The organism is Sporosarcina sp. So3-204, assembly GCF_058068165.1.
The window spans coordinates 2,856,010-2,877,708 of the sequence record NZ_CM176485.1 but is presented as its reverse complement, the minus strand read 5'-3'; the positions used below and the strand labels follow the sequence as shown (position 1 = coordinate 2,877,708).

The 21,699-nt window shown below is 37.8% G+C and carries 22 protein-coding genes and 1 riboswitch; of the genes, 21 read left to right on the top strand and 1 reads right to left on the bottom strand.

Translation table 11 applies throughout. From position 1 onward, the window contains the following. Positions 1–2 precede the first annotated feature (2 nt). From AC3RV6_RS14185 to AC3RV6_RS14170, 4 genes are all read left to right on the top strand, one after another. Positions 3–419: a lipoprotein gene (locus AC3RV6_RS14185; RefSeq protein ID WP_489746650.1), complete on the top strand. Its 417-nt coding sequence runs from the start codon at positions 3–5 to the stop codon at positions 417–419. 179 nt (positions 420–598) lie between these two features. Next, complete coding sequence (locus AC3RV6_RS14180; protein WP_489746649.1) at positions 599–1,111, top strand: hypothetical protein; 513 nt, start codon at positions 599–601, stop codon at positions 1,109–1,111. Between the two features lie 35 nt (positions 1,112–1,146). After that, positions 1,147–2,034, top strand: coding sequence for a 5'-3' exonuclease (locus AC3RV6_RS14175; protein WP_489746648.1), 888 nt, complete (start codon positions 1,147–1,149; stop codon positions 2,032–2,034). A 74-nt stretch (positions 2,035–2,108) separates the two neighbouring features. Beyond that, a complete protein-coding gene (locus tag AC3RV6_RS14170; protein ID WP_489746647.1) occupies positions 2,109–2,924 on the top strand; it encodes an STAS domain-containing protein in 816 nt (271 codons plus the stop codon). A 30-nt stretch (positions 2,925–2,954) separates the two neighbouring features. Here AC3RV6_RS14170 and AC3RV6_RS14165 read toward each other — a convergent pair whose 3' ends face one another. Next, positions 2,955–3,482, bottom strand: coding sequence for a C39 family peptidase (locus AC3RV6_RS14165; RefSeq protein WP_489746646.1), 528 nt, complete (start codon positions 3,480–3,482; stop codon positions 2,955–2,957). A gap of 177 nt (positions 3,483–3,659) precedes the next feature. Between AC3RV6_RS14165 and AC3RV6_RS14160 the strand changes: the two genes are divergently transcribed. The 17 genes from AC3RV6_RS14160 (at position 3,660) to sufB (ending at position 21,655) form a co-directional block, all read left to right on the top strand. Beyond that, entirely contained in the window at positions 3,660–4,577 is a 918-nt protein-coding gene (locus tag AC3RV6_RS14160; protein ID WP_489749270.1) for a proline dehydrogenase family protein, read from the top strand. 157 nt (positions 4,578–4,734) lie between these two features. Beyond that, a complete protein-coding gene (locus AC3RV6_RS14155; RefSeq protein WP_489746645.1) occupies positions 4,735–7,119 on the top strand; it encodes a 3-hydroxyacyl-CoA dehydrogenase/enoyl-CoA hydratase family protein in 2,385 nt (794 codons plus the stop codon). A 43-nt stretch (positions 7,120–7,162) separates the two neighbouring features. Beyond that, positions 7,163–8,338 carry an acetyl-CoA C-acetyltransferase gene (locus AC3RV6_RS14150; RefSeq protein WP_489746644.1) on the top strand — a complete coding sequence of 392 codons (1,176 nt, stop codon included), beginning with the start codon at positions 7,163–7,165 and terminating at the stop codon, positions 8,336–8,338. 42 nt (positions 8,339–8,380) lie between these two features. Beyond that, positions 8,381–10,168 (top strand): acyl-CoA dehydrogenase FadE, encoded by a 1,788-nt coding sequence (locus tag AC3RV6_RS14145; RefSeq protein WP_489746643.1) that lies wholly within the window; start codon positions 8,381–8,383, stop codon positions 10,166–10,168. A gap of 85 nt (positions 10,169–10,253) precedes the next feature. Next, positions 10,254–10,610 carry an arsenate reductase family protein gene (locus tag AC3RV6_RS14140; RefSeq protein ID WP_489746642.1) on the top strand — a complete coding sequence of 119 codons (357 nt, stop codon included), beginning with the start codon at positions 10,254–10,256 and terminating at the stop codon, positions 10,608–10,610. A 73-nt stretch (positions 10,611–10,683) separates the two neighbouring features. Further along, positions 10,684–11,064, top strand: a complete 381-nt coding sequence (gene gcvH, locus AC3RV6_RS14135) for a glycine cleavage system protein GcvH (RefSeq protein WP_489746641.1) — start codon at positions 10,684–10,686, stop codon at positions 11,062–11,064. A 234-nt stretch (positions 11,065–11,298) separates the two neighbouring features. Then, positions 11,299–11,571, top strand: a complete 273-nt coding sequence (locus AC3RV6_RS14130; protein ID WP_489746640.1) for a toprim domain-containing protein — start codon at positions 11,299–11,301, stop codon at positions 11,569–11,571. Positions 11,572–11,579: 8 nt separating this feature from the next. After that, on the top strand, positions 11,580–11,879 hold the full coding sequence (locus AC3RV6_RS14125) for a thioredoxin family protein (RefSeq protein WP_489746639.1): 300 nt from the start codon (positions 11,580–11,582) through the stop codon (positions 11,877–11,879). Between the two features lie 51 nt (positions 11,880–11,930). Next, a riboswitch (SAM riboswitch) is annotated at positions 11,931–12,037 on the top strand. Between the two features lie 116 nt (positions 12,038–12,153). Continuing rightward, positions 12,154–13,179 carry a methionine ABC transporter ATP-binding protein gene (locus AC3RV6_RS14120; RefSeq protein ID WP_489746638.1) on the top strand — a complete coding sequence of 342 codons (1,026 nt, stop codon included), beginning with the start codon at positions 12,154–12,156 and terminating at the stop codon, positions 13,177–13,179. Continuing rightward, complete coding sequence (locus tag AC3RV6_RS14115; protein WP_489749269.1) at positions 13,172–13,840, top strand: methionine ABC transporter permease; 669 nt, start codon at positions 13,172–13,174, stop codon at positions 13,838–13,840. Before AC3RV6_RS14120 ends, AC3RV6_RS14115 begins: the two co-directional genes overlap by 8 nt. Positions 13,841–13,894: 54 nt before the next feature. Next, on the top strand, positions 13,895–14,782 hold the full coding sequence (locus tag AC3RV6_RS14110) for a MetQ/NlpA family ABC transporter substrate-binding protein (RefSeq protein WP_489746637.1): 888 nt from the start codon (positions 13,895–13,897) through the stop codon (positions 14,780–14,782). Positions 14,783–14,968: 186 nt separating this feature from the next. Then, positions 14,969–16,147, top strand: coding sequence for a dicarboxylate/amino acid:cation symporter (locus AC3RV6_RS14105; protein WP_489746636.1), 1,179 nt, complete (start codon positions 14,969–14,971; stop codon positions 16,145–16,147). A 324-nt stretch (positions 16,148–16,471) separates the two neighbouring features. Continuing rightward, the gene (sufC, locus tag AC3RV6_RS14100) at positions 16,472–17,251 is read left to right on the top strand and encodes a Fe-S cluster assembly ATPase SufC (RefSeq protein ID WP_489746635.1); all 780 of its coding nucleotides are present in this window, start codon (positions 16,472–16,474) and stop codon (positions 17,249–17,251) included. 18 nt (positions 17,252–17,269) lie between these two features. Beyond that, positions 17,270–18,577: a Fe-S cluster assembly protein SufD gene (sufD, locus tag AC3RV6_RS14095; RefSeq protein ID WP_489746634.1), complete on the top strand. Its 1,308-nt coding sequence runs from the start codon at positions 17,270–17,272 to the stop codon at positions 18,575–18,577. Next, a complete protein-coding gene (locus tag AC3RV6_RS14090) occupies positions 18,577–19,806 on the top strand; it encodes a cysteine desulfurase (protein WP_489746633.1) in 1,230 nt (409 codons plus the stop codon). The genes sufD and AC3RV6_RS14090 overlap by 1 nt, the downstream gene beginning before the upstream one ends. After that, the gene (gene sufU, locus AC3RV6_RS14085; protein ID WP_489746632.1) at positions 19,796–20,233 is read left to right on the top strand and encodes a Fe-S cluster assembly sulfur transfer protein SufU; all 438 of its coding nucleotides are present in this window, start codon (positions 19,796–19,798) and stop codon (positions 20,231–20,233) included. The genes AC3RV6_RS14090 and sufU overlap by 11 nt, the downstream gene beginning before the upstream one ends. 24 nt (positions 20,234–20,257) lie before the next feature. Continuing rightward, positions 20,258–21,655: a Fe-S cluster assembly protein SufB gene (gene sufB, locus AC3RV6_RS14080; RefSeq protein WP_489746631.1), complete on the top strand. Its 1,398-nt coding sequence runs from the start codon at positions 20,258–20,260 to the stop codon at positions 21,653–21,655. Positions 21,656–21,699: the final 44 nt, after the last annotated feature.

Below are 21,699 nucleotides of genomic sequence, written 5' to 3'. Positions count from 1 at the left end.
GTGTGAAGAAAATGATATTATTTATCATACTCGCTTTGTTATTATCAGGCTGTAATCAAGCACCAGTATTTACGGAAGTAGATTTGAAAAATCCAACAAAAAAAACAGAAAAAGTAATAGTGGATGTAGCAAATGAAAACGGTAATTATATAATTAGTAGCAAAGAACAACAATATTTGTTTTTAAATCGAAATAATGTAATTCAAGGTGATGAGGCAGTTGTCCTCAGAGATGTTACTTTTGAAGTGAAAGATCATGTGTTGAATATAGAATTTAGCGAAACAACCACTTCTGATTTTTCTGATGACCAGTTAAAACATCAGCTGCTCTATAATATTAGCGGTACAACTGATTATGATACGGTTCACTTATGGACTAATGGCAGTCAAATTCCTTTTGATAGTGTAATCGGTAAATGAAGTATATTAATTCATAATCAGAGAAATCACCTTTGAAACTAGCGTAGGTGCTATCAATAGGGAAGAAGTTAAGTTAGAATATCCTAGAAATGTCACAGTCAATCAATCGACCGTGGCATTTTTTATTGAATTGAATCTTTTTCAACATGCCACACGTATACGTGATAGGAGGGATTTACTTGTCTAAATGGACGATTTATCAAATACTAATCACAATAACATTCATCATATTACTTGCAGTCAACAATTTATTTCGAGTGGAAATTAAAGAAGCATTCATGTTTGCAGATAAGTTTATATCACCTAGTATAGTCGCAATTTTCTTTTCTGTTATCTTCATTATTTGGGGATTTACAATTATTCTTTTATTGCAGGAGAAGAAAGGTAAGCCGTTATTTATACATAAAATTTGGCGTATCATGCCTGCGATAGTCGGAGTTGTTTTATTTTTATCAGTCGTTACTTTTATCATACTAGGTATTACAATTCTTTCAGATGTGTCCCTTAAGATGAAGTGGATTCTGGATATGTCAATGGTGTATTTCTTGTTTTTATTTTACTTTCTAACCCTATCAATTTTCGTACGTTATAGTAATATGAATACAGGTACAAGTAAAGGGAAAATCCTATCTTCAGCAAACACGACGGTACTTATCATAATAGTTGTCATCTTTTTCTTACCAGCACTGTAATAGTAGATTCATCAACCAGGAGGAGTAGCTTTTTAATGAATAATCAAGAAAAACCACATATTTTAATTGTAGATGGAATGGCATTACTTTTCCGTTCATTTTTTGCAACAGCTGGTGTGGGCCAGTATTTCCGTAATGATGCAGGGATACCGACGAATGGCGTTCAAGGTTTTGCACGTCATACAATGACTGCAATGTCCTTATTTAAACCTACACATATGGCCGTTTGTTGGGATATGGCCGCACATACTTTTCGCAATGATTTATATGACGGATACAAGGCAAACCGACCAGCACCACCCGAGGAACTAGTTCCGCAATTTGATATGACAAGAGAAGTCTCGGATCTAATTGGTTGGAAAAACTATGGAATTAAAGGTATGGAAGCGGATGATTTAATCGGTTCAATGGTGGCGACTTGGGAAGGTAAAGCAAATATTACAGTCGTATCAGGGGATAAAGACTTGCTGCAACTGCTAAGACCTGGAGTTCAAATCGCCTTAACGAAAAAAGGATATAGCGAGTACAATATTTATACAGAAGTAAGATTCGTAGAAGAGTATGGCATTACACCGAAGCAGTTTATCGACAAAAAAGCGTTTACAGGTGATTCAAGTGACGGTTATCCTGGTGTAAAAGGGATTGGACCAAAAACGGCTCTTACATTAATAAAGAAGTATGGCTCAGTAGATGGTGTTATTGAAGCGCTAGATGAATTAACACCTGCTAGAAGAAAACTGATTGCAGAGAGCTTGGATATGCTTCGAATATCAAGAGAGTTAGCCGAAATACATTGCTCATTAGATGTTAGTGACCCAATTGAAATGCTAAGTCTTCCTGTTTATAATGAACAGAAAAGGGAATTACTAGAAAAGGAAGGTTATTCGCTGATTAAGAGACATGCTGATTCCCTGTTTAATTAATGTAGTTCTTTATAACGGGATCCGTTGATTGAAGTACAAGTAAACAAAGCTAATTCGAAAAAGGAGTGATCCAGATGGATGAGCACTTAAAACATATGAGTGAAAAGATAATGGAGCAAGCACCCCATTTAGCACGTGTAATTACAGACAGCCAACATGATAGATATCCCGAAATGAATGGATTAGAAGGCGAATTGCATGAGGCTAGGGTCGAACTCGTCAAACTATATGCAAATTCACTCATTATGAATCAAGCAGATCGTGTTGATAAGTTGAAGGAGTGGGGACGTAAGGCTGGAACGGAGTTAGCCAAACATGACGTGCTTACGCTCGATATGATGTTACGCGAAGTACCTCATTATCGTAATACGATTGGAACAGTCATGAAGTATGAAGCACTTGCGTTAGAACTTAGCCCGGTTGAAATGTATGATGTAATCACTACACTAGACAGTGCGGTAAATGACGTCATATACTTCTTTAGTATCCCGTTTGTTCAGCATGAAAAAGATGTTTTGAAATTATCGCAGTCTACAGTTATAGAATTATCAGTACCAATTGTAGCTATTAATGAAGGGACTGCAATACTTCCACTGGTCGGTACATTGGATTATGACAGAGCTAAAATACTTGAAGAGCGTGTCTTGGCAGAGTCGCTGGAGCTAGAATTGGAAATCCTAATTATTGATTTATCTGGACTACAAACAACAGATACATACATTGCCCGTCAACTTTTCAATTTATTCGATGCTTTGTCCTTATTAGGCATAAAACCGATAGTTAGCGGCATTACGCCTATTATTGCCCAAACGCTTGTACATTTAGGGTTGTCATTTGGTAAAATAAAAAGTTTTGCAACACTCAAGCAGGCGCTTGATTCCATTGAATAATAAAAAGCACACTTCAAATCGAATATGATTTTAAAGTGTGCTTTTTACTATTTTTGGCTCGATTTTTACAAACGATAGGATAGATTTGTTTTTTAAATAAGAAACTTTTCGCAATTGGCTTGCCCGATTTCTACCGCCGTTATCATGAATAACAAGAAGCAGAACATCACCTATTTCCTCATAGCCAATAACAGGAACCCAGTGGTAATCAAAGTCAAATTCACCGCGATGTCTTAGGGTAAACCATTTATCAAACTTAGCAGCAACAGGTCTGCCCGCATCAATCTGCCGCTTTACTTCATCAATGTCACATTGCCCGACAACCCAATTAGCGCCGAATAATTGCTGCATAGTATTAATAAAACGCCATTTAAATGAACCAATTCGAGTTGTTTTCAATAGCTTATATAGTTGATTGACATTGTATGAGCAAGTATTTGGAAAGTGATAGTCAAGCAGAACAAGTGCCGTGACTGGTCCACAAGCAGAATTGCGAAACTTTGAATCAATCGCTTCATCATACTGTGAAATTGCATTTATTTTTATTACATTCTCCATAGTCAATTCCCCTTTCAAAAACGAAACGAGCAAAGGTTCAACCAATAACGATGTTAATGGAAACCTAAATACCAAAAGTAAGAGAATTCTGATGAATTAAGTGTTCTAATGATGTTAAAATGATTACATTAACTTATAGTATAAACCGTGGAAGACAAGGGGGTCAAAATTAAAATGATTGAACAAACTATGCGAAACTTCTTTTTATTATTATCTAAAAGTAAGTCCCTAACAAAAGCAGCGAAAAAGTATGGCTTACAGTTTGGTGCCTCAAGATTTGTAGCGGGGGAAAGTATAGAGCAAGCTGTCGGCGTCATTAAAACATTAAATCAAGAAGGTTTAGCAGTCACAATCGATTTCCTTGGAGAATTCGTTGAAAATGAAGATGATGCAAATTATGCCGCAAACAATTCAATAGAAGCAGTACGCGCAATTGGACGTGACCAACTAAACGCACAGCTTTCTTTAAAGATGACGTCTATGGGTCTCGATATTTCAGATGAAATTGTTATGTGTAATATGAGAAGAATTTTAGATGCCGCAAAAGAAGAGGATGTATTCGTTACAATAGACATGGAAGACTATGCTCGATGTGGGAAAACAATAGAGATTTTTAAAATCTTAAAGTCAGAATATGAAAATGTTGGAACGGTCATTCAGTCTTATTTATACAGAACTGAAAAAGACATTGAAAATTTCAATGAATATTCACCAAATCTACGTCTAGTGAAAGGGGCTTATAAAGAATCAGCGGAAGTGGCCTATCCGAATAAAACTGATGTAGATCAAAATCTTAAAAAGATTATAAAAGCGCATTTATTGAATGGGAACTACGCGGCAATCGCCTCCCATGACGAAGCAATTATTGATTTCACTAAAAGTCTTGTGAAAGAATATTCGATACCAAATACGCAATTTGAATTTCAAATGCTCTTTGGCATACGTGAAGAATTACAACGTCAACTTGTCGCAGAAGGCTATAAAATGCGTGTTTATGTACCTTATGGTAACGACTGGTATGGTTATTTCATGCGTCGGCTTGCAGAACGTCCTGCAAATGTAGCATTTGTTGCAAAGGGAATATTTAAGAAGTAAATTAGCGGTCCATTATTTTGGGCCGTAATTATTTCTAATAAAATATTGCGAAAAATAGAGAAATGAACTATAGTAAAGGACATAGATGTTGTTTCTATTTTTTTAATTATAAAATGAATGAGTGTTCATTCAAGAAGATGAGAGGGAGGCTTTTCACGTGACTTATCAAATTAAAAGAGCAGCCGTATTAGGTTCAGGTGTTATGGGTTCAGGCATTGCAGCCCATCTAGCGAATATTGGAATACCAGTATTACTTCTCGATATTGTTCCTAGTAAACTGACAGATGAAGAGGTTTTGAAAGGGCTTACACTTGAAAGTAGCCAAGTTCGAAATAAAATCGCTGCTAGTTCTAAGCAAGCGCTATTAAAGCAAAAACCTGCACCATTAACGAAGAAAAGTAATCTTTCACTTATAGAAGCTGGAAATCTTGAAGACGATCTTGAAAAACTGAAAGACGTTGACTGGATTATTGAAGTCATTGTTGAAAACTTAGCTATCAAAAAGGGTTTATACGAAAAGGTTGATGGAGTTCTTAAACCAGGTACAGTTATTAGTTCAAATACATCAGGTATTAGTATTGAAGCGATGAAAGAAGGACGTTCAGAAGATTTCCAGAAACATTTTCTCGGAACACACTTCTTTAATCCTCCACGTTATTTAAAATTACTTGAAATTATACCAGCTAGTACAACTGCGCCTGAAGTTTTAGACTTTATGACAAGTTTTGGTGAAAATGTGCTTGGTAAAGGTGTTGTTCATGCAAAAGATACACCGAACTTTATCGCAAACCGAATCGGTACATATGGTTTGCTAGTGTCTCTTAGAGAAATGCAAGAACGCGGTTATTCAATTGGTGAAGTTGACTCAGTTACAGGCACTTTAATTGGTCGTCCAAAATCAGCAACATTCCGTACTTTAGACGTCGTTGGTTTAGATACGTTCATGCATGTTGCTAAAAACGTTCACGAACAAACGACAGGCGATGAACAAAAGGTATTTGAACTCCCAGCATTCATGAAGAAAATGATAGACAATGGATGGCTTGGAGCAAAGTCTAAGCAAGGCTTCTTTAAAAAAGAAGGCAAAGAAATTCAAGAGCTAGATCCTGAGACATTTGAATATAGTAAAGCGAAGAAGTTAAAGACGCCTTCTATTGAAATGGCGAAGCAGCAAAAAGGGCTTGCGAATCGTGTGAAAACACTTGTTTATGCAAAGGATCGTACTGGAGAAATTCTATGGAATATTATGGGGCCAACGCTTTTATATTCTGCACAGTTAAACGGTGAAATTGCTGATGATATTGTAGCAATTGATAATGCTATGAAATGGGGATTCGGCTGGCAGCAAGGGCCGTTTGAAATTTGGGATGCCATTGGTGTAGAGAAATCAGTTGCTAGAATGAAAGAAGAGGGGGCTACAATACCTGATTTCACACAGCAATTACTTGATAAAGGCTATGATTCTTTCTATAAAGAAGAAGAGGGCGACCTTTACTTTTTCGATGGAGAAGATTATAAGTTAGTTCCTGTGAATGAAAAAATAATTGATTTGAAACGTTATAAGAAAAAACATGGTGTCATTAAGAAAAATTCAGGTGCAAGTTTAATAGATCTTGGGGACGGCATAGCATTACTTGAGTTCCATTCACAATCAAATTCAATTGGTCCAGATATCGTCCAAATGATTAATTACGCAGTAGACGAAGTTGAAAAGAATTACAAAGGACTTGTTATTGGTAATCAAGGTAAGAACTTCTGTGTCGGAGCTAATTTAGGTATGATTTTAATGGAAGCACAGGATGATAATATCTTCGAATTAGATTTCATCATTCGTTCATTCCAAAATGCCATGATGAAAATCAAGTATTCTACTAAACCTGTTGTCGCCGCACCATTTGGTATGACACTAGGTGGGGGCGCAGAAGTTTGTCTCCCAGCTGCACATATTCAAGCAACGACTGAAACTTATATTGGTCTAGTTGAGCCAGGTGTTGGTCTAATACCAGGCGGTGGCGGTAACGTTAACCTTTATACGAAGTTTTTAAAAGGGTTACCGAATGGCGTTGTTGTAGATTATCAAAATATCGCAAATAAAGTATTTGAAACGATTGCAATGGCGAAAGTATCCATGTCAGCTGACGAAGCACGTGACAACAATTTCTTAGACTTTGCAGATGGCATTAGTGTCAATGCTGATCACCAAATATACGATGCAAAACACATGGCTATTGCGCTTTATGAAAACGGCTATCATGCACCGAAGCATGATTTGATTCCTGTAACAGGCGAGTCTGGTTATGCAACGTTACTATTAGGTGCTGAAGGTCTACTGTTGTCAGGCATGATTAGTAAACATGATCATAAAATTGCGAAGAAACTTGCGTTTGTTTTAGCAGGCGGCAAAGTCCCATTTGGAACAAAAGTAACTGAACAATATATGCTCGATTTAGAACGCGAAGCATTTTTAAGTCTTGTAGAAGAACCGAAATCACAACAACGTATGCAACATATGCTCGTAAAAGGAAAACCATTACGTAACTAAAGTTGCGTTTATAGAGATAGATTTTCTTAAAGGAGGAAAAAAAATGCGTGAAGCAGTAATAGTTGCCGGAGCAAGAACGCCGGTTGGAAAAGCAGGCAGAGGCTCACTTGTAACAGTTCGTCCTGATGATTTAGGCGCAATCGCAATTAGAGAAACATTAAAACGTGCCGGTGGATACGGTGGGGCAATCGATGATTTGATCATGGGTTGCGCTATGCCAGAAGCTGAACAAGGCATGAACGTAGCTCGTAATATTGGTGCACTTGCAGGATTACCTGATACGACACCAGCAATTACAGTAAACCGTTTTTGTTCTTCGGGCTTACAGTCAATTGCTTATGGAGCAGAAAGAATTATGCTTGGTCACGCGCAGTCTGTTATTGCAGGCGGTGTTGAGTCTATGAGTATGGTTCCGATGATGGGTAACACAGTCCGACCAAATGCATTTTTAGCGGAAACGGCTCCTCAGTATTATATGGGCATGGGGCATACGGCTGAACAAGTTGCTGTCAAATATGGTGTAAGTCGTGAAGACCAAGATGCATTTGCTGTAGAATCACATAAAAAAGCTGCTTCAGCAATTGCCGCGGGTAAATTTGATGATGATATTGTGCCAGTAGAAGTTACGCAAAGACAAGTAGATGCTAACGGAAATTATAGTGAAAACAAATTCACTTTTAAAATGGATGAAGGCGTTCGAGAAGGAACAACGACAGAAGTGTTAGGTAGATTGCGTCCAGCATTCTCTGTAACAGGTTCTGTAACAGCTGGAAATGCATCACAAACATCTGATGGAGCAGCTTCAGTTTTATTAATGGACCGTGAAGTTGCAGAATCGCAAGGTTTGAAACCACTTGCAAAATTCCTTTCATTTGCTATCGGTGGAGTGCCACCTGAAGTAATGGGAATTGGACCAATTGTTGCAGTTCCTAAAGCTTTGAAACTAGCTGGCCTTACGATAGAAGATATCGATTTATGGGAATTAAATGAAGCATTTGCTTCTCAATCGTTGCAAGTTATTCGCCATTTAGGATTAGATATGAATAAAGTCAATGTGAACGGCGGTGCAATTGCTTTAGGTCACCCACTAGGTGCGACTGGTACTGTTTTAACAATTCGTATGATTAGTGAATTAAGAAGACAGAACAAGCAATTCGGCGTTGTTACAATGTGTATTGGCGGCGGAATGGGCGCAGCAGGCGTGTTTGAACTGCTATAAGGTTGAATTGCTAAAGCGTTTTATAAAAAGGGGGATATTATAATGACTGAAATGAAAACGAACGAATTAATTAGAGGTGGCGCTTTTCTTATAGAAGATATTGAGGCCAGCCGTGTATTTACACCGGAAGACTTCTCAGATGAGCAAAAAATGATTGCTAAAACAACTGAAGATTATGTAAAAAATGAAGTGACACCAATTGTTGAAAAGCTTGAAAATCATGAATTTGAGAACTCTGTTAGACTTTTGAAATCTGCTGGTGAACTAGGTCTGTTGGGTGCAGATGTACCTGAAGAATACGGTGGAATTGGTTTAGATAAAGTATCTTCTGCATTGATCGCAGAAAAAATGTCGGTTGCTGGTGGATTTTCAATTACCCACGGTGCGCATGTTGGAATCGGAACATTGCCAATCGTTCTTTTCGGGAATGAAGACCAAAAGCAGCGCTACTTACCAAACTCTGTAACTGGAGAAAAGATTTCAGCATATGCATTAACTGAGCCAAGTTCTGGATCAGATGCATTAGGTGCGAAAACGACTGCTAAACTAAATGCTGAAGGCACGCACTATGTATTAAATGGTGAAAAACAATGGATTACAAACGCTGGATTCGCAGATGTATTTGTTGTATATGCGAAAATTGATGGTGATAAATTCACGGCATTCATCGTTGATAAAGAATTTGCAGGTGTTTCAGTTGGACCAGAAGAGAAGAAGATGGGTATCAAATCATCTTCTACACGTACGCTTGTCCTTCAAGATGCACAAGTTCCTGTTGAAAACTTGTTAGGTGAAATTGGCCGCGGTCATATCATCGCCTTTAATATTTTGAATATCGGTCGTTATAAATTAGGAGTAGGCACAATTGGTGGAAGTAAGCGTGCACTTGAACTTGCGATTACGTATACGAATAATCGTAAACAGTTCCAAACTCCGATCTCTTCGTTTAATTTAACGAAAGAAAAAATCTCTACAATGGCTTCAAAACTGTATGCGGCAGAGAGCTTAATCTATCGTACAGTAGGTTATTTTGAAGAGCGCAACAGCGCGATGACACTTGAGGAGCAAAAAGACGGTAAATTAGTTGCAGCTTCAATTGCTGAATATGCGATTGAGTGTTCAATCAACAAGGTAGTCGGTTCAGAAGTATTAGATTATATTGCTGACGAAGCAGTTCAGCTACACGGTGGTTATGGATTTATGGCTGAATATGAAGTTGAGCGCATTTATCGTGACTCACGTATTAACCGAATATTTGAAGGTACAAATGAAATCAACCGCTTGCTTGTACCAGGTACTTTCATGAAAAAAGCACTAAAAGGAGAATTGCCTTTACTTCAAAAAGCACAAGAGTTGCAAGAAGAGATGCTTATGATGATGCCTGAAGAAATTGAAGACGAAGCTTTGGCACAAGAAAAAGTACTTGTGAAAAACGCTAAGAAAATTGGTGTTCTTGTCGCAGGTCTAGCTGCACAGCGTTTCGGAATGGAACTTGAAAAAGAACAAGAAGTATTAGCTAATATTGCAGATATTGCAAATAATGTCTTTGCGATGGAATCTGCACTTCTTCGTACTGAAAAAGCAGTAGCTAAAAATGGCGTAGAAAAAGAGCAACAGAAGATTCTTTATACAGAAATTTTCTGTCAAGAAGCGTTCCAAGCAATTGAGAAGGATGCAAAAGAAACTTTATATGCAGCTGTAGATGGAGATAATCAGCGCATGATGGTATCTGCACTTCGTAAGTTAACACGTTCTACACCGTATAATATTATTTTGAAAAAACGTGAAGCATCTGTTAAATTGATTGATGCACAGAAGTTTATCGTATAAATAAGTTAATATTTAGCATCTGGATACCTTTTGGTATTCGGATGCTTTATTTGCTATACTGATAGAAAATGGAGGTGTAGGTATTATGAATTATACATACTATGGTTATCCAAAATGTACGACATGCAGAAAAGCGAAGAAATGGCTCGAGCAGAATGAAATGGATTTTGAAGAGGTAAATATTGCTGAAAACCCACCGACTGCGGCTCAGTTAAAAGAAATGATTGATGCTTCTGGGCTTGAATTAAAGAAGTTTTTTAATACAAGTGGTAAAGTTTATCGAGATTTAAATCTTAAAGATAAACTACCAACGATGTCAGAAGATGAGCAAATTTCTTTGTTATCATCAGATGGTATGTTGATAAAAAGACCAATTGTTTATGGGAATGAAAAAGTGTCTTTAGGCTTTAAAGAAGAAGAGTTTGATAAACTGTGGAAATAGTATGTCAAGTCTTGCGTTTATCTGCAAGTTATGGCAAACTTAGATAGAATGATTATATACTGGAGGCTATGATATGAACACACCAAAAGAGTTAAAGTATTCTGAAGAACACGAATGGGTAAAAGATGAAGATGGTAAATATCGTATTGGTATCTCACACTTTGCGCAATCAGAGCTAGGCGATATTGTATTCGTTGAACTTCCAGAAGTTGGAGACGAAATTAAGTCGGACGAGCCTTTCGGAAGTGTTGAATCAGTTAAAACAGTATCTGAATTGTATGCGCCACTATCTGGTAAAGTCGTTGAAGTTAACGACGAGCTAGAAGATAATCCTGAATATGTAAACGAATCTCCATATGAAAAAGCATGGATGATTGTTGTTGAAATTTCTGATCCATCTGAGTTAGAAGCACTTATGACTGCAGATGAATATAACAAAATGACAGTTGGTTAATTAATAAATTAAAGCGCCGGAGCTGTTGCGGCGCTTTTTATATTCTCATTGATAGTTTGAATACAAGAATTTATAAGCGCATGTTACGGATATATTAGCAAAACAGGACCTTAGTAACGCATTTTAATTCGTTATTACCTATAATGAAGGAGGTCTCCTTGTGCAAAGTCAAAAAGTTATCATTGTTGAGGGAAATCAGACAGATTACGTCTAAACAAAGTACTTGCCGAATCTGTGAAAATCATCTGTACGAATGGTACAATTAGTGCTTACCGGCTGGAAGAATTATTAACCCCTTATGAAGCGTGTGAACTGTTTGTCTTTGTCGATGCAGATGAAGATGGAGAAAAGACGAGGGCTTTATTTAAAAGAAATTATCCCCACGCAGTACACTTATATACTGAAGAACTTTATCGTGAAGTTGAAGCGACACCTTATAAAGTTTTGGCTATAGAACTTCAAGCAGCATTTTTTGATATCCGTACTGAATTTTTAAATAAAGGATGATGAATCAAATGGAACAGTGGTCAAGAGCAGACTGGGACTCGGCCAAAAATGAATCGGACTTGGTTTTGTATTATTTATATACACCGATGTGTGGCACTTGTGCTGTTGCGTCTAAGATGATGAATATTATTGAGGTTATGCGTCCCAATTTGAAAATGGGTAAAGCTGATTTAAACTATGTACAAGCTATTGCGGTTGATTATCAAATAGAAAGTGTTCCTTGTCTACTCATTGTAAATGGGGGAATTGTACAAGATAAGATTTATGCTTTTCAGTCGATTCCTGATTTACTTAATAAAATAGATTGACATACATGGTGCTCTTATGATAAGTTTGTTAACAAATCAAATAAAGTAACACTCTTATTAAGAGAGGCTGAGGGAAGTGCCCTTTGAAGCCCGGCAACCATCACATTTGTGAAGTGGTGCCAATTCACACAAAGCGTCTATGCTTTGGGAGATGAGAGAATGGATATATGTTAATAATAACTAACATACAACCTTTCTGGCTCTTCTGCAGGAAGGTTTTTTATATGGATAAATACTTGTTTTAAAGCACAGTTTTATGTAGAGGAGGGAAAAAATGATTCGTTTAATAGATGTGAAAAAACATTATGGGGCGGGTGCAGAAAGTATTGCAGCAGTCGACGGTGTTTCGCTTGAAATAGCAGAAGGTGAAATCTTCGGTGTAATTGGCTATAGTGGTGCAGGCAAGAGTACGTTAATTCGATTATTAAATGGTCTTGAAAAACCAACTTCCGGAAATGTAACGATCGGCGGTTTGGAAATCTCATCCATTAGTGGGAAAAAACTTAGAGATGCTAGACAAAAGGTTAGTATGATTTTTCAACATTTTAATCTTTTATGGTCAAGAACAGTACAAGAAAATATTTCCTTTCCTCTTGAAATTGCAAAAGTACCTAAAATTGAGCGTGATAGAAAAGTTGCAGAGCTCATTGAACTTGTAGGTTTAAGTGGTCGTGAGTCGGCATATCCATCAGAGCTATCAGGTGGACAGAAACAACGTGTCGGGATTGCCCGTGCATTGGCAAATGACCCTGAAGTACTGCTTTGCGATGAAGCGACGTCTGCGTTAGATCCTGAAACAACGGACTCGATTCTAAACTTATTAACAGGGATTAATGAACGTATTGGTTTAACAATTGTCTTGATTACACATGAAATGCACGTAATTCGTAAAATATGTCACCGTGTTGCGGTCATGGAAGAAGGAAGAGTAGTTGAGATGGGAGATGTTCTAGGCGTATTTCAATCTCCTGTCCAACCTATTACAAAACGGTTTGTTTCGCAGATTACAGAAACTTTGGAAGCGAAGCAAGCAGTTGCACACATAAAGGAAGAGTTTTCTACAGGGAAACTTATAAAACTCGTGTTCGCAGGTGAAAGAACGGAACAGCCGGTACTCGCAAGTTTAATTCGTCAATTTGATGTTGATGTCAATATTGTGCAAGGGAATATGTCCCATACACAAGGCGGGGCCTACGGAACGCTCATTCTACAACTAGACGGCGATGAAAAAGTTGTTGAAGAAGCGATTCATTATCTTCACGAAAAAGATGTACGGACGGAGGTAATCAATGATGATTGAGAATCTTTTTCCGAATGTAGATTGGGCCAAGATGTGGGAGGCAGTCGTTGAGACTATTTATATGACGACTATTTCAACGGTACTTACATTTATTATCGGTCTAGCACTTGGCGTTCTGCTCTTCCTATCCGGACCTAGACAGTTATGGGATAACAGACTCATTAATACGACTGCAAGTATATTCGTAAACGTGTTCAGGTCAATTCCTTTCATTATATTAATTATCTTACTTATTCCTTTCACGAAGTTTTTATTAGATACAATACGGGGACCAAATGCCGCGCTACCTGCATTGATTATCGGTGCAGCGCCATTCTACGGTCGCATGGTTTTAATCGCTTTACAAGAAATCGAAAAAGGTGTTATTGAAGCAGCAAAATCAATGGGTGCAAATTCAATGACGATTATATTTAAAGTTTTATTGCCAGAATCAATGCCAGCACTCATTTCTGGCATAACGGTAACATCGATTGCACTCGTTGGATATACAGCGATGGCGGGTATCATTGGTGCGGGTGGTCTTGGAAACTTAGCATACCTCGATGGGTTCCAACGAAGTAGAGGTGACGTCACGTTAGTCGCAACAATATGTATTTTAATTATTGTTTTTATCATCCAAATTATTGGAGATATAATCGTGAAGAAACTTGATAAACGATGAAGCCAGGCTATGCCTGATAATCATAAAGTAAGATAGAAAAAGGAGTGTTGGGAAATGAAGAAGTTATTATTGGTATTTTTATTGGCTTTAGGAGCGATTACATTAGTTGCTTGTGGGACGGGGAAAGACACAGGGAAAGATGCAGACAAAGAAGCAGATACAAGTGGTAGTGAACCAGCAGAAACTGAAGAAGCTGTAAGTGAAGAGCCGACTAAGCTAGTTATAGGTGCTTCAAACGTGCCACACGCAATTATCTTAGAAAAAGCGAAACCATTACTTGAAGAAAAAGGCATTGAACTTGTCATTGAAACCTATCAAGATTATATTTTACCAAATAAAGATCTTGAATCAAAAGATTTAGATGCAAACTTCTTCCAACACGTACCCTACTTAGAAGGGCAAATTGCTGATCATGGGTATGACTTTGTAAACGCGGGTGCAATTCATGTTGAGCCAATGGCAGTATACTCTAAAAAGTATGAGTCTATTGAAGACATACCAGAAGGCGGTACTATTATATTCAGTAATTCTGTTGCAGAACACGGTCGAGTACTTTCAATATTAGAAGAAGCAGGATTAATTAAACTTGCTGATGGTGTTGAAAAAGTTAAAGCTGAAATTAAAGATATCGTTGAAAATCCCAAAAACCTTGAGTTTGATGCGAACTACGAACCATCATTCTTACCACAACTTTATAATAACGATGAAGGTGACGCGATTGTCATCAACGCTAACTATGCAATTGATGCTGGTTTGAATCCTGTAGAAGATTCAATCGCTTTAGAAAGTACAAATTCACCGTATGCAAATATCATCACAGTACGTGCAGGTGATGAAAATAGAGAAGATATTAAGACGCTAATTGAAGTTTTGACATCTAAAGAAATTCAAGACTTCATTTTAGAAGAATGGGAAGGCATGGTTGTTCCTGTTGCAAAATAAATAAAGATTTTACAAACGCTGCCAATTCGTTGGTGGCGTTTTAATTTCGACATTTTTAATTCGAAGTAGATAGAATAATCACGGTATTATAACTGTTTTCGAGGGAATAATAGGCAAGTGCTATATTAGGATAGCTATGGTATCTTTGTATGGATAAATAAAAAATAGAGAATGGAGAAATATAAAGTGAAGTTCAAAATAGGTCTAATATGGAGAATCGTTATTGCGATTACACTTGCTGTATTACTTGGTATGGTTGTTCCAGAAGAATTTGTTCGTGTTTTTGCAACTTTCAATAGTTTGTTTGGTAGTTTTTTATCATTCATTGTCCCGCTTATCATTATCGCGTTTATCGCACCTGGGATTGCTAAACTTGGAGCAGGTTCTGGGAAAATGCTTGGTGTAGCTACGTTGACTGCTTATATGTCTACATTACTCGCAGGATTTCTAGCTTTTTTTACAGCATCAGGAATACTGCCAAGTCTACTTCGCGGTAAGGAATTAGGAGGTCTTGATGACCCAAGCAAGTCATTAGTAGCCAGTTTTTTCGATATAACTTTACCAGCGCCATTTGAAATAATGACTGCACTAATTTTATCATTTGTTTTGGGAATTGGTATGGCTTCAATAGGCAGTCGTTCAATGCTTCCTGTATTTGAAGAGTTTAATGCCATTATTGAAAAGGTAATTACTTATATTATTATTCCATTATTACCAATTCATATTTTTGGTATATTTTTGAATATGACTTTTGGTGGACAAGTTGCACAAGTACTTTCTTTATTTGCAGTTGTTTTTGTTTTAGTTATTTTACTTCATATTGTCATGCTGCTCATTCAATACTCAATTGCGGGAACGTTATCCAAAAAAAATCCGTTTTTCTTATTGAAAACAATGTTGCCAGCATATTTTACTGCATTAGGGACACAATCTTCGGCTGCTACGATTCCAGTAACGCTTAGACAAGCGCGGAAAACAGGCGCTTCAGAACGTGTAACAGATTTTTCAATCCCATTATTTGCAACGATACATCTTTCAGGGAGTACAATTACAATTACTACTTGTGCAATTGGTGTATTAATTTTGAATGGACAAGCTGTCACTTTTGGTGAATTCTTACCTTTCATTATTATGTTAGGTGTGATGATGATTGCTGCACCTGGTGTACCTGGAGGAGCGGTAATGACAGCAATTGGTTTGCTTGGATCAATGCTTCATTTTGATGAATCTATGGTTGCGTTAATGATTGCATTATATTTGGCTCAAGATAGTTTTGGAACTGCTACAAACGTCACAGGTGACGGCGCACTTGCTGTTATTGTGGATACATTTACAAAAGATAAAGTTTCAACTAAAACTGAATAAACTTAAAAGGATGCGGCGTGAAACGTGCTCGCATTCTTTTTTTGTTGTCTATTACACATTGGTACATTTTAACGAATCTTCATAACAAGATGAAGAAACCATTCGCGACACAACATAAGCAGCTGTAATATTCTCAGTACAAAGGATATAAATGAAAATAGGATAGGAATGAAAGAATTAGGATTTAAGAACTGAATTAAGCGCAGTCCTTTTTAATTAAGGAATCTCAATGATTTGCAAGACAATAGTAAATCAGTTAAGATTAGAATGATACTAAAATGAGAATGGGTATCCATTCATCGTAAACTTATTGGAGGTATTATAATGTCAACATTAGAAATTAAAGACCTTCACGTTGAAATTGAAGGTAAAGAAATATTAAAAGGCGTGGACTTAACAATTAACACAAACGAAATCCACGCAATCATGGGACCAAACGGTACTGGGAAGTCAACCCTTGCACAAGCAATTATGGGGCATCCTAGTTATATAGTGACTTCAGGTACAATAACGCTTGATGGTGAAGATGTACTAGAAATGGCAGTAGATGAACGTGCGCGTGCAGGAGTTTTCCTTGCAATGCAATACCCAAGTGAAATTACAGGCGTAACAAACGCTGACTTTTTACGTACTGCTATAAATGCAAAACGTGAAGAAGGCGATGAAATTCCATTAATGAAATTCATTCGTGAACTAGATTCTCAAATGGAAACATTAGAAATGGATGAAGATATGGCTACACGTTATTTAAACGAAGGCTTCTCTGGTGGAGAAAAGAAACGCAATGAAATTCTTCAAATGAGCATGCTTAAACCAAAATTTGCCGTGCTAGATGAGATTGACTCAGGACTTGATATTGATGCACTTAAAGTTGTATCTAAAGGAATCAATGAGATGCGCGGAGAAGGTTTTGGTTGTTTAATCATTACACATTATCAGCGTCTACTTGACTATATAACACCTGACAAAGTACATGTTATGATTCAGGGGAAAATTGTTAAAACTGGCGGTGCTGAATTAGCACTACAACTTGAAGATCAAGGTTATGAATGGCTTCATAAAGAATTAGGTATTGAAGAAGTAATCGTAGAGCAAGAAGCTTAAGAGGGGGGACGATTCAAAATGACGGTTGAAACTAAATTGGCATTGACTGAAGAAGATGTCCGTTCCTTTTCCAAAAAAATGAATGAAGCCGCGTGGATGACTGAATTCCGTGCGGACGCATTTAAAAAAGTGGAACAGCTTCCAATGCCTACACCAGATAAAACAAAATTAACAAGATGGAATTTTACAGACTTCCCTGTTCACTCAGTTGAAAGTGCTGTCTATTCTTCAATTGACGAATTGCCAACAGAGGCGCGTAGCTTAATTGATGATGACCATAATTCGAACTTATACATTCAACATAATAATACGCCGGCTTATGTTTCATTAACTGAGGAACTAAAAGCAAAGGGTGTAATTTTGACTGATATATTCACGGCATCACGTGAACATAGCGACCTCCTGAAAAAGTATTATATGACGGACGGCGTTAAAGTAGAAGAACATAAATTAACTGCATTAAATGCAGCACTCGTAAATGGCGGCGTTTTTGTTTATGTACCTAAAAACGTCGTAGTAGAAGAGCCAATACAAGCTTTATTCGTCCATGATGATGCGGATGTATCTCTTTTCAACCACGTAATTATTGTTGCGGATAAGAGTAGCTCATTGACATATATCGAGAATTACATTTCCACAGTATCAGAAGCTAAGGGACAAGCTAACATCGTCTCTGAAGTGTTTGTAGAAGATAATGCACGTTTGACTTATGGTGCAGTTGATGTTCTACCGACCGGCTTTACAACTTATGTAAATCGTCGCGGCACAATTGCGCGTGATGGTCATATCGACTGGGCTCTAGGTTTAATGAATGACTGTAATACGATTTCAGAAAACCGTACGAATTTAATTGGAGACGGTTCTTATTGCAACACGAAGTCAGTTGTTGTTGGACGTGGTAAGCAAAGACAGAACTTTACGACAGAAGTTATTCATTACGGTAAAGATTCTAATGGTTTCATCTTGAAGCATGGTGTTATGAGAGAAGAATCATCAGCAATCTTTAACGGAATTGGGAAAATTGTAAATGGTGCAACAGGAGCAAATGCTGTCCAAGAATCTCGTATTCTTATGCTAAGTGAACGTGCACGCGGAGACGCGAACCCGATTCTATTGATTGACGAAGACGAAGTTACTGCAGGTCACGCAGCATCAGTTGGTCGTATGGATCCACTGCAAATGTTCTATCTGATGAGCCGTGGGATTTCTAAGCAAGAAGCAGAACGCCTCATTATTCATGGTTTCTTAGCTCCAGTTGTCGATAGTTTAAAAATCGATAGTGTTAAGAAGCAATTGACGGAGGTCATTGAAAGGAAAGTGCGCTAATGATCAGTAAAGAGATCCGCAAACATTTCCCTATATTTGAACAGGAAATAAATGGTTATCCACTTGTTTACTTGGATAGTGCTGCAACTTCACAAAAACCACAACAAGTAATTGATGCTGTAAATAACTATTATAAAAATGATAATTCGAACGTCCACCGCGGTGTGCATACTCTTGGTAATCGTGCGACAGAAGGTTACGAAGGTGCGCGCGATAAAGTGCGTAACTTCATTAATGCGCAGTCGAGAGAAGAGATTATCTTTACACGTGGTACGACGACAGCATTAAATATCATTGCACAAAGTTATGGTCAAGCCAATGTGGGTGAAGGCGATGAAATCGTCATTACGCATATGGAACACCATTCCAATATTATCCCTTGGCAACAGCTTGCTAAAAGAAATGGTGCTGTTCTGAAGTATGTGGACCTAGAAACTGACGGCACGTTGTCATTGGATAAAGTGCGTGAAGCAGTAACTAATCGGACTAAAATTGTCTCTATTATGCATGTCTCGAATGTGCTTGGAACGATGAATCCGATTAAAGAAATTACTGAAATTGCACATGAACACGGTGCAGTTATGGTAGTTGATGGTGCACAGGCTGCACCACATTTGAAAGTAGATGTCCAACAACTTAATTGTGATTTTTATGCATTTTCAGCTCATAAGATGGTTGGTCCTACTGGGATTGGTGTTCTTTATGGGAAGAAAAGTTTGCTGAATGAAATGGAACCAGTTGAGTTCGGTGGCGAGATGATTGATTTTGTTGGCCTACAAGAATCGACATGGAAAGAATTACCGTGGAAATTTGAAGGCGGTACACCTATCATTGCAGGTGCGATTGGACTAGGTGCAGCAATTGATTATCTTGAAGAAATTGGACTTGATAACATAGAACGGCATGAGCATGAAATTACCGCGTATGCGATGAAGCGTATGTCGGAAATTGATGGACTAACGATTTATGGCCCTCTTGATCCAGAAAAACGTGCTGGACTCGTCACGTTTAATCTTAACGATGTCCACCCGCATGACCTTGCAACTGTTCTAGATATGAATGGAATTGCTGTAAGAGCGGGTCATCACTGTGCACAACCGCTTATGAAGTGGTTGGATGTATCGGCCACTGCACGCGCAAGCTTCTACATTTACAATACGTTAGAAGACGTTGATCGCCTCGTGGACGGACTCCGCATTGCAAAGGAGTATTTTAACGATGTCAACTAATAGATTAGACCAGTTGTACCGATCGGTTATTATGGATCATTATAAAACGCCGAGAAATAAAGGGGTACTTGATGGCAGTAATATAACTGTCGACATGAATAATCCGACGTGTGGTGATGTAATCCATTTGACTATGCAAATAGAAAATGGAACCATTCAAGATGCAAAATTTGAAGGCGATGGTTGCTCGATTTCCATGTCATCAGCATCAATGATGACGCAGATGGTAAAAGGGAAATCAGTGGAAGAAGCACTTAATCTTGCCGATACGATTTCACATATTATGCTTGGTAAAGATTATGATGATTCTATCGATTTGGGAGATATAGAAGCGCTATCTGGTGTAGCTAAATTCCCGGCTCGGATTAAGTGTGCCACACTTGCATGGAAAGCGATGGAGCAAGGCGTCGGAAAAGACACGAAGTAAAATATAATGAATGGAGGAATAGTAATGGCTAAAAAACTTCCTGAAATGGGCGATTACGAACATGGTTTTAATGATGGTGATGTCTCTGTTTTCCGTTCAGAACGTGGATTAACAAAAGAAATCGTTGAAGAAATTTCTTCAATGAAAGACGAACCGCAATGGATGTTAGACTATCGTTTGAAGTCATTAGAAATGTTTTATAAGATGCCAACACCACAATGGGGCGGCGACCTTAACTCATTAGACTTTGATGAAATTACTTATTATGTAAAAGCATCTGAAGGAACAGAACGTTCTTGGGATGAAGTTCCTGAAGAAATCAAAAGAACTTTTGATAAACTAGGTATTCCAGCAGCTGAACAAAAATATTTAGCGGGTGTTTCTGCTCAATATGAATCAGAAGTTGTCTATCACAATATGAAACAAGAACTTACGGATCTGGGCATCATCTTTAAAGATACAGATTCTGCACTTAAAGAAGACGAAGAAATATTCAAAAAGTATTGGGGTACAGTTATTCCAAATAGCGATAACAAATTTGCGGCATTAAACTCTGCAGTTTGGTCGGGTGGATCATTTATCTATGTACCACCAGGTGTTAAAATCGATTCACCATTGCAAGCCTATTTCCGTATTAACTCGGAAAATATGGGACAGTTTGAACGTACAATGATTATTGTTGACGAAGGTGCAAGTGTGCATTATGTTGAAGGATGTACTGCACCGGTATTTACATCAAACTCACTTCATAGTGCAGTTGTTGAAATTATAGTTAAAGAAAATGCATACTGTCGTTACACAACAATCCAAAACTGGGCGAACAACGTTTACAACCTCGTTACAAAACGTGCAGTTGTTGATGCGCATGGTACGATGGAGTGGATTGATGGTAACATTGGTTCGAAATTGACAATGAAGTACCCAGCTATTCTTCTTCGTGGAGAAGGCGCTCGTGGTATGACATTATCAATTGCAATTGCAGGTAAAGGACAACATCAGGATGCAGGTGCGAAAATGATGCACTTAGCACCAAATACGTCTTCTACAATTGTATCTAAATCAATTTCACAAAACGGTGGTAAAGGAACATATCGTGGAATGGTTCACTTTGGACGTAATGCACACGGTGCACGTGCAAACATCGAATGTGATGCACTTCTTATGGATGATATTTCAACTTCCGATACAATTCCATACAATGAAATTTTAAATGACAATATTTCACTTGAGCATGAAGCAAGTGTTTCAAAAGTATCAGAAGAGCAGCTTTTCTACTTGATGAGCCGCGGTATTCCTGAACTTGAAGCAATTGAAATTATTGTTATGGGCTTCATCGAGCCGTTCACAAAAGAACTACCGATGGAATATGCAGTAGAGATGAACCGCCTTATCAAGTTTGAGATGGAAGGCTCTATTGGATAAAACATTTAAACCCTTGTTAATACTCAAGGGTTTTTTGTTTTGTC